Origin of the sequence: Streptomyces sp. LS1784, from assembly GCF_020103755.1 — a bacterium.
GTDB lineage: Bacteria > Actinomycetota > Actinomycetes > Streptomycetales > Streptomycetaceae > Kitasatospora.
In genome coordinates, this window is record NZ_JAHSQD010000236.1 from 1 (window position 1) to 12,070 (window position 12,070).

The 12,070-nt window shown below is 70.7% G+C and carries 13 protein-coding genes and 1 tRNA gene; 8 read left to right on the top strand and 6 right to left on the bottom strand.

The annotated features are described in order from the left end of the window. The 3 genes from KS423_RS24700 to KS423_RS24710 form a co-directional block, all read right to left on the bottom strand. On the bottom strand, positions 1-624 hold a 624-nt coding region (locus KS423_RS24700), incomplete at its 3' end, for an LLM class flavin-dependent oxidoreductase (protein ID WP_224281928.1). 400 nt (positions 625-1,024) lie between these two features. Next, on the bottom strand, positions 1,025-2,302 hold the full coding sequence (locus KS423_RS24705; protein WP_224281930.1) for a PTS transporter subunit EIIC: 1,278 nt from the start codon (positions 2,300-2,302) through the stop codon (positions 1,025-1,027). 377 nt (positions 2,303-2,679) lie between these two features. Continuing rightward, positions 2,680-3,969: a PTS transporter subunit EIIC gene (locus KS423_RS24710; RefSeq protein WP_224281932.1), complete on the bottom strand. Its 1,290-nt coding sequence runs from the start codon at positions 3,967-3,969 to the stop codon at positions 2,680-2,682. A gap of 402 nt (positions 3,970-4,371) precedes the next feature. Between KS423_RS24710 and KS423_RS24715 the strand changes: the two genes are divergently transcribed. The 4 genes from KS423_RS24715 (at position 4,372) to rdgB (ending at position 6,685) form a co-directional block, all read left to right on the top strand. Beyond that, the gene (locus KS423_RS24715) at positions 4,372-4,605 is read left to right on the top strand and encodes a glucose PTS transporter subunit EIIB (RefSeq protein WP_224281934.1); all 234 of its coding nucleotides are present in this window, start codon (positions 4,372-4,374) and stop codon (positions 4,603-4,605) included. Positions 4,606-4,710: 105 nt separating this feature from the next. Further along, the gene (gene rph, locus KS423_RS24720; RefSeq protein ID WP_224281935.1) at positions 4,711-5,436 is read left to right on the top strand and encodes a ribonuclease PH; all 726 of its coding nucleotides are present in this window, start codon (positions 4,711-4,713) and stop codon (positions 5,434-5,436) included. Positions 5,437-5,658: 222 nt separating this feature from the next. Then, entirely contained in the window at positions 5,659-6,048 is a 390-nt protein-coding gene (locus KS423_RS24725) for a hypothetical protein (RefSeq protein ID WP_224281937.1), read from the top strand. Between the two features lie 31 nt (positions 6,049-6,079). Next, positions 6,080-6,685, top strand: a complete 606-nt coding sequence (rdgB, locus tag KS423_RS24730; RefSeq protein WP_224281939.1) for an RdgB/HAM1 family non-canonical purine NTP pyrophosphatase — start codon at positions 6,080-6,082, stop codon at positions 6,683-6,685. A 63-nt stretch (positions 6,686-6,748) separates the two neighbouring features. On the opposite strand, the gene KS423_RS24735 is transcribed toward rdgB, so the two are convergent. Next, positions 6,749-6,830 (bottom strand) — tRNA-Leu (locus KS423_RS24735). Positions 6,831-6,891: 61 nt separating this feature from the next. Then, a complete protein-coding gene (locus tag KS423_RS48570; protein WP_374120022.1) occupies positions 6,892-7,245 on the bottom strand; it encodes an HNH endonuclease signature motif containing protein in 354 nt (117 codons plus the stop codon). Between the two features lie 192 nt (positions 7,246-7,437). On the opposite strand from KS423_RS48570, the gene KS423_RS24745 reads away from it, so the two are divergent. After that, positions 7,438-9,777 (top strand): chitinase C-terminal domain-containing protein, encoded by a 2,340-nt coding sequence (locus KS423_RS24745; protein WP_374120024.1) that lies wholly within the window; start codon positions 7,438-7,440, stop codon positions 9,775-9,777. Positions 9,778-9,866: 89 nt separating this feature from the next. On the opposite strand, the gene bcp is transcribed toward KS423_RS24745, so the two are convergent. Next, on the bottom strand, positions 9,867-10,340 hold the full coding sequence (gene bcp / locus KS423_RS24750) for a thioredoxin-dependent thiol peroxidase (protein ID WP_224281940.1): 474 nt from the start codon (positions 10,338-10,340) through the stop codon (positions 9,867-9,869). 165 nt (positions 10,341-10,505) lie between these two features. On the opposite strand from bcp, the gene KS423_RS24755 reads away from it, so the two are divergent. The 3 genes from KS423_RS24755 to KS423_RS24765 form a co-directional block, all read left to right on the top strand. Further along, on the top strand, positions 10,506-10,847 hold the full coding sequence (locus KS423_RS24755) for a DUF3618 domain-containing protein (RefSeq protein ID WP_224281941.1): 342 nt from the start codon (positions 10,506-10,508) through the stop codon (positions 10,845-10,847). A gap of 186 nt (positions 10,848-11,033) precedes the next feature. After that, positions 11,034-11,336 (top strand): co-chaperone GroES, encoded by a 303-nt coding sequence (locus KS423_RS24760; RefSeq protein ID WP_049655715.1) that lies wholly within the window; start codon positions 11,034-11,036, stop codon positions 11,334-11,336. A gap of 260 nt (positions 11,337-11,596) precedes the next feature. Next, a partial coding sequence (locus KS423_RS24765) for a hypothetical protein (protein WP_374120023.1) occupies positions 11,597-12,070 on the top strand: 474 nt, incomplete at its 3' end.

Genomic DNA, 12,070 nt, shown 5'->3' on the forward strand with positions numbered 1-12,070 from the left:
GCGCCCGCCGGGGGAGGCGTCCGCCGCGAGGTCGGCGGCGGCGACCGGTACCGCGACCACCGGGCGGCCCTGCGGCGGGCGCGGGGTGATGGACGGGCCGCGGACCGAGAAGTGCGGGCCCTCGAAGTCGATGTGGTGCAGCTTGTCGCGGTCGATGAACCGCCCGGTGGCGGTGTCGCGGATCTCCGCGTCGTCCTCCCAGCTGTCCCAGAGCCGGGCGGCCACCTCGACGGCGTCGGCGGCCTCGGCCCACAGCTCGTCCTCGGCGGCGACCGGTCGGCGGCCGAAGGCCCGCGCCTCGGCCTCGGTCGCGGAGACGCCGACCAGCCAGCCCGCCCGGCCCTCGGAGGCCCAGTCCAGGGTGTTGACCGAGATCGAGGTGTGGAAGGGCTCGGTGTGGGTGGTGGTGACGGTCGGCACCAGCCCGACCCGGCTGGTCAGCGGGGCGAGCCGGGCGAGGGTGGCGAGCGCGTCGGGACGGCTCGGTGCGGGGGCGAAGGAGTCGTCGAGGGTGACGAAGTCCAGGGTGGCCCGCTCGGCGAGGCGGGCGAGGGAGGCGTAGTGCCCGGCGTCGAAACGGCCGGGGCTGTCGAGGGCTGCGGACAGGTGCAACTGGCGGGGCATGGTGAGCCTGACTTCCTCGTGCGGACGCGTGCGGGCACCGGGGCAGCCGTGCGGAGACGGGTGCGCGGGGGCACGCCGACGCGCGGTGGCGGCCCGCGGGCGGAGCCCGTACGGGCGGGGGAGGGAGGGACCGGCGCCGGGCGGGACGTCAGCCGGGCGGCGGCGGGGGAACGGTCAGCTCAGCCGCGACACGCCGCGGACCACACGCGACCGAAGTCGATGTGGCTGCGGGTGACCAGCGGGCACGAGGCGTTCACCGCTTCAGTTGACCAGGGCGTCCGTCGGTTCGTCAACCGCCGTTTCCGCCCGCCCGACGTGCCCCGGTTCGCACGAGGCCCCGCCCCGCCGCCGGGGGAGCGGCGGCGGGGCGGGGCCTTCGAGGCGGGCGGTGACGCGGGCGTCAGGCCTTGGTGACGTCCTCGATCTCGTCGTCGTCCTCGCGACCGGGGGTCTTGAGGTCGAACTTGGTGATCGCGAAACGGAAGAGGAAGTAGTAGACCGCGGCGAAGACCAGGCCGATCGGGATGATCATCCACGGGTCGGTGGCCTTGTTCCAGGCCAGCGCGTAGTCGATCAGGCCGCCGGAGAAGGTGAAGCCGTCGTGCACGCCGAGCGCCCAGGTGACGGTCATCGAGACGGCCGTGAGCAGCGCGTGGATGACGTACAGGACGGGGGCGATGAAGACGAAGGAGAACTCGATCGGCTCGGTGACACCGGTGACGAAGGAGGTCAGGGCCAGCGACACCATCATGCCGGTGACGGCCTTGCGGCGGTGCGGCTTGGCGGCGTGGGCGATGGCCAGCGCGGCGGCGGGCAGCGCGAACATCATGATCGGGTAGAAGCCCGACATGAACTGTCCGGCGGTCGGGTCGCCGGCGAAGAAGCGGGTCAGGTCGCCGTGCACGACGGTGCCGTCGGCCTTGGTGAAGTCACCGGTCTGGAACCAGGCGAAGGAGTTCACGAACTGGTGCATGCCGACCGGCAGCAGACCACGGTTGACCAGGCCGAAGGCGCCCGCACCGACCGCGCCGGCGCCGATCAGGGTGTCGTTCAGGCTCTTGACGGCGTCACCGATCGGGCCCCAGGCCAGACCGAAGAAGACGCCGACGGCGGTGCCGACGAAGGCCATGATGATCGGGACCAGACGGCGGCCGTTGAAGAAGCCGAGCCAGTCGACCAGCTTGGTGCGGTGGTACTTCTGCCACAGCACCGCGGCCAGCAGACCGATCACGATGCCGCCGAGCACGCCCGGGTCCTGGTAGACCGGCTTGATCCACTTGTCGCCGTCGACGTGGCCCTCGGAGACCGGGAACGCGGTGAGGACGTTCTTGTAGACCAGGAAGCCGACCAGCGCGGCGAGGGCGGTGGAGCCGTCGGCCTTCTTGGCGAAGCCGATCGCGATGCCCACCGCGAAGAGCAGCGCCAGGTTGGAGAAGACGCCGTCACCGGCGGTGGCGAAGACCGAGGCGACCTTGTCCCAGCCGAGGCCGTCCTTGCCGAACACGTCGTCCTGGCCGAGACGCATCAGCAGACCGGCGGCGGGGAGCACGGCGATGGGCAGCTGGAGGCTGCGACCGATCTTCTGCAGACCCTGGAGGAGGTTCTGGCCGAACTTCTTGGCGGGGCTGGGCGAGGCCGGAGCCGTGGCGGGCGCCGGTGCCTGCGCAGACTGACTCATGGGGGTGGGTTCCTAACGGCATGGCGGTCGGTCGGGGGGAGGGCACAGGGGCCGAACCGCGAACTGGTCTACACCACACGTGGTGTAGACCAGTTTTGTAGCACGGGTGGAGAAGTCGAGGAACCCCGGAAAGCGGTGTCACCGCGAAGTGCTATGAAATCGAAACCTACTTACCGAATGGCGATCATGGTCGCCCGTCGCGATTGGGACTTTGGTCGACTGCGCAACAAAATCGATTTTGGCTAATGGCGCAACAAAAGCACAGCATGTCCTGCCAGGGGCGTTGGGTCGCGGCGGCAGGTCTTTCCGAAATGCCGAAGGCCCCGAACCCGTCGGTCCGGAGGCCATTGCGGGGATAACCCCGGTGACGCTCGGTTTCAGGCCTTGGTGACGTCCTCGACCTCGGACTCGTCCTCCCGGCCCGGTGTTTTCAGGTTGAATTTGATGATGATGAACCGGAAGAGCGCGTAGTACACGACGGCGAAGCAGAGGCCGATCGGGATGATCAGCCACGGCTTGGTGGCCAGCCCCCAGTTGATCACGTAGTCGATCAGGCCGGCCGAGAAGCTGAACCCGTCGTGCACCCCGAGCCCCCAGGTCACCGCCATCGAGGCGCCGGTCAGCAGCGCGTGCACGGCGTACAGGGCCGGGGCGATGTAGGCGAAGGAGTACTCGATCGGCTCGGTGATGCCGGTGACGAAGGAGGTCAGGCCGACCGAGAGCATCAGGCCGTAGATCTCCTTGCGCCGGTGCGGCTTCGCCGAGTGCGCGATGGCGAGGGCGGCCGCCGGAAGCGCGAACATCATGATCGGGAAGAAGCCGGACTGGAACTGGCCGGCCGTCGGGTCGCCCGCCAGGAAGCGCGGGATGTCGCCGTGCGCGATCGTGCCGTCCGGCCTGACGAACTCCCCGAACTGGAACCAGACGAAGGTGTTCAGCAGCTGGTGCATGCCGATCAGCAGCAGTGCGCGGTTGAACACGCCGAAGATGCCGGCGCCGCCGGCACCCAGGTCGGAGAGGGTCTGCGAGAAGTCGTTCAGGCCGCGGCCGATCGGCGGCCAGACCCAGAGCGCCACCACGGCGGTCAGCATGCCGGCCAGGGCGGTGATCATCGGGACCAGGCGGCGGCCGTTGAAGAAGCCCAGCCAGTCGACCAGCCTGGTGCGGTGGTACCGGATCCACAGCCAGGCCGACATCAGGCCGATCAGGATGCCGCCCAGCACGCCGGGGTTCTGGTACGTCGCGGCCGCCGCCTTCGCCGAGCCGTAGTCCACGCACTGGTCGCCGACCAGCACCGTCGGCGGCTTGCAGCTCTCCGGGAAGGCGTGCAGGACCCTGTAGTAGACCAGGAAGCCGACCACAGCGGCCAGCGCCGTCGAGCCGTCCGCCTTCTTCGCCATGCCGATCGCGACGCCGACGCAGAACAGCATCGGCAGACCGAAGGCGGAGTCGAGCAGTGCGCCGCCCGCGGCGGCGAAGACCTTCGCGACGTCGTCCCAGCCCAGCCCGTCCTTGCCGAACACGTCCGGTTGGCCGAGCCGGTTGAGGATGCCCGCAGCGGGGAGCACCGCCACCGGGAGCTGCAGGGAACGGCCCATCTTCTGGAGGCCGCCGTAGAAGGTGTGCCACCAGGTGGTCTGGGGAGCCGTGGCGCCTGCCGAACTCATCCTTCGCCCTCCGGGAGCGGTTGCCGACCCGAGGGCTCCTGCGGGACCCTCGGGCGGGGCTCGGGAACACCCGGGGCCGTTCCCGCGTTCCTCGGAGTACACATATATTGGTGTAGACCACTTAGAAGCAGGCCGCACTCCGGAGGCGTAAGCCCCACTGGTCGTCATCCTCGGGCGGCGATCGGGAGCCTGCCTGCCGAAATGGGCCAAAAGTGGACTAACGTGGCGGACCGGACCGGCGCGGGTGATGCTGGTCGCGCTGCTCGCCGGCGCGACCGCAGCCGAACCCGCGTCAGCCACCGGCACGGACCTCACCGCCCGGCGGTCGAGGGACACCCCAGCACCAGCGCAGGACGGCACCCGGCAGAGCCGCCGAAGGGCCGAGACAGAGGGAGAAACCAGATGGCCAGCAAGGCTGAGAAGATCGTCGCCGGTCTGGGCGGCATCGAGAACATCGAAGAGGTCGAAGGCTGCATCACCCGCCTGCGCACCGAGGTCAAGGACGCCGCCCTGGTCGACGAGGCCGCCCTCAAGGCCGCCGGCGCCCACGGCGTCGTGAAGATGGGCACCGCGATCCAGGTCGTCATCGGCACCGACGCCGACCCGATCGCCGCCGACATCGAGGACATGATGTGAGCTGAGCCACCCAGGCTCGGCCCGCCCGGCCCGCCGACCCGCTCAGGGGGACGGCGGGCCGCGGCGCATCCGGCGCCGCCCCCGGAGCGACTACGCTCAGTGCCTATGTCACGCATCGACGGCCGCACCCCCGAACAGCTCCGCCCGATCACCATCGAACGGGGCTGGAGCAAGCACGCCGAAGGCTCCGTCCTCATCTCCTACGGCGACACCAAGGTGCTGTGCACCGCCAGCGTCACCGAAGGCGTGCCCCGCTGGCGCAAGGGCAGCGGCGAAGGCTGGGTCACTGCCGAGTACTCCATGCTCCCGCGCGCCACCAACACCCGCGGCGACCGCGAGGCCGTCAAGGGCCGCATCGGCGGCCGCACCCACGAGATCAGCCGGCTCATCGGCCGCTCGCTGCGCGCCGTGGTCGACCACCGCGCGCTCGCCGAGAACACCATCGTCCTCGACTGCGACGTCCTCCAGGCCGACGGCGGCACCCGCACCGCCGCCATCACCGGCGCCTACATCGCCCTGGTCGACGCCGTGTCCTGGGCCCGCGACAAGAAGCTGCTGCGCGCCAAGGGCCAGCCGATCACCGGCGGCGTCAGCGCCGTCAGCGTCGGCATCATCGACGGCGTCCCGATGCTCGACCTCCAGTACGAGGAGGACGTGCGCGCCGAGACCGACATGAACATCGTCTGCACCTCCGACGGCCGCTTCGTCGAGGTCCAGGGCACCGCCGAGGGCGCCCCGTTCGACCGCGACCTGCTCGACCGGCTGCTCGACCTCGGCAGCCTCGGCTGCGCCGAGCTCGACGAGATCCAGCGCAAGGCCCTGGAGGGCTGAACCCGCGCGGGCCCCGCAGCCGTGGACCGGATCGGACGCACGGTCAGCCCCGCGGTGCCGACGGCCGTTCGGGCCGAGGTGCGAACGGCCCGCGGAAGGGTCGGCCTGCTGTACAGGCCGGGCCCGGAGACCGTACGGTTCCCGCAGCACTCCCGCTGCGGGAACCGCGCACCTCCCGGCGCGCGTCCCACCCACGGAACCCGCGCCCCACAGGAGGACCGGATGCCGTCCAGCATCGCCCGCCCCGCCGCCCTCGCCGTGGCGGGACTCATCGCGATCCTCCCGCTCAGCATGGTGAGCTGCTCCGCCGCCCAGAAGGCGCTCGACTGCGGCAACACCGCCGTCAGGATCACCGGCGACATCGCCGACGTCACCAAGGCCTACGACAACGCGAGCAACGACTCGGCGGTCGCCGGGAAGGCCCTGCAGAAGCTCAAGAACGACCTCGACCAGGTCGGGAAGAACTCCAAGAACACCGACGTCGCCAAGGCCGTGACCGATCTGCAGAAGCAGGTCGAGAACGTGCAGCGGGCCGCCGACAAGAACGAGGTCCCGGACCTCAAGCCGCTCGGGGACGCCGCCGGCAACCTCACCTCGGTCTGCACCGGCTGACGGTCCCCGGCCACTCGGTAGGGTGGGTGACATGTCCACCCGCCTGATCCTCGCCACCCGCAACCAGCACAAGGTCACCGAGCTCCGCGCCATCCTGGCGGACGCCGGCCTGGACGTCGAACTCGTCGGCGCCGACGCCTACCCGGAGATCCCGGACGTCCCCGAGACCGGCGTCACCTTCGCGGAGAACGCCCTGCTCAAGGCGCACGCCCTGGCCCGCGCCACCGGCCTGCCCGCCGTCGCCGACGACTCCGGCCTCTGCGTGGACGTGCTCAACGGCGCGCCCGGCATCTTCTCCGCCCGCTGGGCCGGCAAGCACGGCGACGACCGGGCCAACCTCGACCTGCTGCTCGCCCAGCTCTCCGACATCGCCGAGCCGCACCGCGGCGCCCACTTCTTCTGCGCCGCCGCCCTCGCCCTGCCCGACGGCACCGAGCGCGTCGTCGAGGGCCGCCTCCTCGGCACCCTGCGCACCGCCCCGGCCGGCGACGGCGGCTTCGGCTACGACCCGATCCTCCAGCCCCTCGGCGAGACCCGCACCTGCGCGGAGCTCACGGCCGACGAGAAGAACGCCATCAGCCACCGCGGCCAGGCCTTCCGCGCCCTGGCGCCGGTGGTGAAGGACCTCCTGGGCTGAGAAGAACGAAGGGCCCGACCGGAACCCAACCGGTCGGGCCCTTCGATTCGAAGGATTTCTCTGTGCGGCCGAAGGGATTCGAACCCTCAAGCCCTCACGGGCCAACGGACCTAAACCGTCTGCGTCGCCTCTGCGCCACGGCCGCTTGTCCTGCTGGCCATCATGTTACTGGGCGCGCGGAACGACCGGCACCTCCGTTTCGCCTGTCACCGGGCGGCGGGACCGCTCTTCTTCTGCCGACAGTAGGTCGGGGTGACGGAGTGGCAGTTCGGACAGAGCAGTCGGAGGTTGTCCGGGCGGTTGTCCGACCAGTCGCCGTTGATGTGGTCGACTTCCAGTGTCATCGGCCTGCCGCGCCACTCGGGGCCGGTGCCGCAGTCCTCGCACAGCTCGGGTCGGCCGAGCTCGGCCGGCGCGCTGCGGATCCGCGAACCGGGGAGCCCTTTGGCTTCCGGGGGGCGCTGAACGAGGAGCTGCTCGGCCGGGCTCCCGACCTGTGATGTTTGGCTGTTGATTACCAATTGGTACAGACCTATTGACCTATGTGGTTCAGACCACATAGCTTCTGCGCCAATTGCAACCCCCCACGTGCGTGCTCCCCCACAGGCACGCGCCGACACTCTCTCCTGGAGGACCGAGTGTTGATCCGAAACACGGCGGAGCGGCGTCCCACCGCTGCCCACCGCCGGAAGAGCCCGGCGGCCAGGGCCGGTGTCGCCTCGCTCGCGGCGGCCTCGTTGGCCGGGCTGCTGATGGCGACGCTCGGTGCGGCGCCCTCGCAGGCGTCGGCGGCCGTCGACAACGCGGCCTGCCGCCCGGACGGCCTGTACCAGACGCCCGGGGTGGACGTCCCGTACTGCTCCGTCTACGACACCAGCGGGCGCGAGAAGATGGGCGCGGACCACCAGCGCCGCATCATCGGCTACTTCACCGGCTGGCGCACCGGCAAGAACGGCGACGCGCCGTACCTCGTGAACGACGTCCCCTGGGACAAGGTCACCCACCTCAACTACGCCTTCGGCCACGTCGGCGGCGACAACAGGCTCTCGGTCGGCACCGACGGCCCGACCAGCGAGGCCACCGGGATCTCCTTCCCCGGCGTCCCCGGTGCCGAGCTGGACCCGAGCCTGCCGTACAAGGGCCACTTCAACCTGCTGACGAAGTTCAAGAAGCAGTACCCGAACGTCAAGACCCTGATCTCGGTGGGCGGTTGGACCGAGACCGGCGGCTACTTCGGGGACGACGGCAAGCGCGTCAACTCCGGCGGCTTCTACTCGATGACCGTCAACGCGGACGGCAGCGTCAACCAGGCCGGCATCGACACCTTCGCCGCCTCCTCGGTCGACTTCATCCGCAAGTACGGCTTCAACGGCGTCGACATCGACTACGAGTACCCGACCTCGATGAAGGACGCCGGCAACCCGCTGGACTGGCAGCTCGCCAACGCCAAGCGCGGCTCGCTGGCCAAGGGTTACGCGGCGCTGATGAAGACCCTGCGCGAGAGCCTGGACAAGGCGGGCGCCGCCGACGGCAAGCACTACCTGCTGTCGGTCGCCGCCCCGTCCTCCGGCTACCTGCTGCGCGGCATGGAGACCTTCCAGGTGGCCAAGTACCTGGACTACGTCAACATCATGTCGTACGACCTGCACGGCGCCTGGAACAAGTACGTCGGCCCGAACGCCTCGCTGTTCGACGACGGCAAGGACGGCGAGCTGGCCGCCGCCAACGTCTACGGCACCGCGCAGTACGGCGGCATCGGCTACCTCAACGCCGACTGGTCGTACCACTACTTCCGCGGCTCGATGCCCGGCGGCCGGATCAACGTCGGCTTGCCGTACTACACCCGCGGTTTCAAGAACGTCCAGGGCGGCACCAACGGCCTCTGGGGCACCGCCTCGGCGACCACCTGCCCGGCCGGCTCCGGCCTGACCGCCTGCGGTGACGGCGCGGTCGGCATCGACAACATCTGGAACGACAAGGACGACGCGGGCAGGGAGTCCCCGGCCGGGTCGAACCCGATGTGGCACGCCAAGAACCTGGAGAAGGGCATCCTGCCCGACTACCTGGCCAAGTACGGGGTGTCCGACACCGCGCTCCAGGGCACCTACACCCGCAACTACAGCTCCACCCTGGTGGCGCCGTGGCTGTGGAACGACACCAAGAAGGTGTTCCTCTCCACCGAGGACGAGCAGTCGGTGGGCGCCAAGGCGGACTACATCGTCAACCAGGGCGCCGGCGGCGCGATGATCTGGGAGCTCGCGGGCGACTACAGGTGGGACGCCACCGCCAACGGCGGCAAGGGCGAGTACGTCCCCGGTTCGACGCTGACCTCGCTGATGTACGACAAGTTCAAGTCGGCGGCCCCGTACGGCGCGACCCGCTCGACGACCGCGCTGCCGCAGCAGACCCTGCCGATCGACGTGTCGTTCACCAACTTCGCGCTGGGCGACTCGAACTACCCGATCAACCCGAAGCTGCACATCGTCAACAACTCGACGCTGACCCTGCCGGGCGGCACCGAGTTCCAGTTCGACTACGGCAACTCGGCTCCGGGCAACGCCAAGGACCAGTCCGGCTTCGGCCTCCAGGTCATCAAGCAGGACAACCCGGGCCCGGGCAACGCGGGCGGCCTGAAGGGCACCTACAACCGGGTGTCGGTCAAGCTGCCGGGCTGGCAGTCGCTGGCGCCGGGCGCCTCGATCGACATGGACTTCGTCTACTACCTGCCGGTGTCCACGCCGTCGAACTGGACGGTCAACGTGGGCGGCACGCTGTACGGGATCAAGGGCGACCTGACCCGTGGCGCGGTGGACGGCGGCACGCCGACCCCGACCCCGTCGCAGACGGCCACCCCGACGCCGACCCCCACGGGCACGCCGACCGGGACGCCGACCCCGACCGGGACGCCGACCCCGACCCCGACCTCGGGCACCTGCACGGCCGCCCCGAGCTGGGACGCGGGCACCACCTACGCGACCCCCACCAAGGTCTCGTGGAAGGGCCACTACTACCAGAACAAGTGGTGGACCAAGGGCGACGACCCCGCGGCCGGCGGTGCGTGGGGCGTCTGGAGCGACCTCGGGGCCTGCTGATCAGGGCGGTCCGCTGAGGTGAGGGACGGCGGTGGCGGTGCACCCGGTCGGGGGGTGCGCCGCCACCGCTCCGTCGTTCCGGCCCGTTCCTACGCGCCGACCTTGAGGTCGCGCAGCAGCTTGGCGACGTGGCCGGTGGCCCGCACGTTGTAGAAGGCGTGCTCGACCTTGCCGTGCTCGTCCACGATCACCGTGGAGCGGATCACGCCGAGGTAGGTGCGGCCGTAGTTCTGCTTCTCGCCGAAGGCGCCGTAGACCTCCAGCACCTTCTTGTCCGGGTCGGAGAGCAGGGTGACCTTGAGGTCCTCGGCCTCGCGGAACTTGCCGAGCTTCTCCGGCTTGTCCGGGGAGATGCCGATGACGTCGTAGCCGGCGCCCGCGAAGACCTCCAGGTTGTCGGTGAAGTCGCAGGCCTGCTTGGTGCAGCCGGGGGTCAGGGCGGCGGGGTAGAAGTAGACGATGACCTTGCGGCCCGCGTGGTCGGCGAGGGACACCTGGTTGCCGTCGGCGTCGGGCAGGCTGAAGGCGGGCGCGGTGTCGCCGGGTTGGAGACGCTCACTCACGGTCGTACTCTCCTGGAGGCTGGGCGGGCGGTCGTACCACGGCAAACTTACCTCCGATGGTGGGTGGGGCCGCGCGGCCGTGTGCGGCAGCTGACACACTGGGTCAGTCGAACCGATCGCACGGATCGGACGGAACAACACCGGCAAGTGAATGGGGTGGCCCGAGTGGGCGAGGCGAGCACGCAGGACAAGTCGGCGCGGACGACCGCCCAGATCGAGGCGGACATCGAGCGGACGCGTGACCGGCTGGCGTCGACCCTGGACGAGCTGGCCGTCCGCGTGCACCCGAGCACCATCTCCGCCCAGGTCAAGGCCAAGGCGTCGGCCGCTGTCGAGGAGAGGACCGCCCGGGCGTACGTGGCCGCCAGCGGCGTGGTGGAGAAGGTCCGGGCGCAGTTCGTGGACGAGAAGGGGCAGCCGCGCCGGGAGCGGGTCGTCCCGGCCGCGCTGGTCGGCGTGGGCCTGGTGCTGCTGGTCGCCTCGGCCCGCAAGCGCCGCAAGGGCTGAGCTCCGGGGGACGGAGGAGGCCGGGCGCGACTGGTGCCCGGCCTTCCGCATGCCGGGCCAGCGTCACGCTCCGCGCCCGGGGGAGGTACCTTCGGGACCGTGAGTACGAACGACGAAGCGACCCGCTCCGACCACGCGCACGAGCCCGCCCGCCACGACCGGCTCGGCGAGAAGCTGCCGATCCGGATGCTGCACGACCGCGTGCTGGTACGCATCGAGGGCGGCGAGGGCGAGCGCCGGTCGACCGGCGGCATCCTGATCCCGGCCACGGCGGAGCTGTCCAAGCGGTGCACCTGGGCGGAGGCCGTCGCGGTGGGCCAGAGCGTGCGCTCGGTGGAGCCCGGCGACCGGGTGCTGTACGACCCGGAGGACAAGCTGGAGGTCGAGGTCCGCGGCGCCACCTACGTGCTGCTGCGCGAGCGCGACCTGCACGCCGTTGCCGCGACCCGCTTCGGCGACACGGAGGGCTCGACCGGGCTGTACCTCTGAAGACGGCGAGGGCGCAGCCGGAAGGCGCTCTGACCGCAATGCTGTGCCCTCGCGCTTGGCCGTAGGTAACGCGATGGATGACTGGCGGTGCGCCGACCCGCTCGCGCCACACGAGGTCCTCCCGTGGTCGTTCGCGGGTGGGCGCGTCACCTGGTCGGTTCTGTTCCCGTTGTGCGTTCCCGCGCCGCAGCGGACGGTGGGAACGGCCGGATACGTCCGCCCGCCCGTGGGGCGCCCACGGTGATCGCGCGAGGGAAGCCATGACACCGACCAGAGAGCGCGGCGCGGCCGCGCGTGTCCGCGGTCGTGCCGCGGTGGTGCTCGGTACGGTTGCCGCCCTGCTGGCCGGCTGCTCCTCGTCGCCCGAGAGCGGCCCGACGCCGTCCGCCTCCGCCGGGGCCGCGGAGGTGCAGCAGAGTCTCGCGGCGTTCGAGAAGCCGCTCGGTGCGCAGGACGCTCAGCGGGCGTGGGAGGGACTGGCGGCGGCCGTGGGTGCCGCCTCCGCCCGAGGAGTCGACCACGACACGATCAGCAGGGAGGTCCTGCTGTGGGAGTCGCGCCAGCTGAGCACGTCGGAGGGACAGCAGACCTTCATGGCCGACGCCGCGGCGCTGAACGGGCGCGTGGTGTCGGTGGGTGGCGCCTCGGGGGCGCCGCCGGCGCCGACGCTCGGCGCGGCCCCCGCGGGGGGATCCGGGCGGCCGGCCGCGTTCCGGCAGGCGTCGCCGGGTGCC

What these genes read in the sequence shown, in the direction of transcription:
- KS423_RS24705 (WP_224281930.1), bottom strand. Translation starts at nt 2,302, where the DNA reads ATGAGTCAGTCTGCGCAGGCACCGGCGCCCGCCACGGCTCCGGCCTCG.
- KS423_RS24710 (WP_224281932.1), bottom strand. Translation starts at nt 3,969, where the DNA reads ATGAGTTCGGCAGGCGCCACGGCTCCCCAGACCACCTGGTGGCACACC.
- KS423_RS24715 (WP_224281934.1), top strand. Translation starts at nt 4,372, where the DNA reads ATGGCCAGCAAGGCTGAGAAGATCGTCGCCGGTCTGGGCGGCATCGAG.
- rph (WP_224281935.1), top strand. Translation starts at nt 4,711, where the DNA reads ATGTCACGCATCGACGGCCGCACCCCCGAACAGCTCCGCCCGATCACC.
- KS423_RS24725 (WP_224281937.1), top strand. Translation starts at nt 5,659, where the DNA reads ATGCCGTCCAGCATCGCCCGCCCCGCCGCCCTCGCCGTGGCGGGACTC.
- rdgB (WP_224281939.1), top strand. Translation starts at nt 6,080, where the DNA reads ATGTCCACCCGCCTGATCCTCGCCACCCGCAACCAGCACAAGGTCACC.
- KS423_RS48570 (WP_374120022.1), bottom strand. Translation starts at nt 7,245, where the DNA reads ATGTGGTCTGAACCACATAGGTCAATAGGTCTGTACCAATTGGTAATC.
- KS423_RS24745 (WP_374120024.1), top strand. Translation starts at nt 7,438, where the DNA reads ATGGCGACGCTCGGTGCGGCGCCCTCGCAGGCGTCGGCGGCCGTCGAC.
- KS423_RS24760 (WP_049655715.1), top strand. Translation starts at nt 11,034, where the DNA reads ATGCTGCACGACCGCGTGCTGGTACGCATCGAGGGCGGCGAGGGCGAG.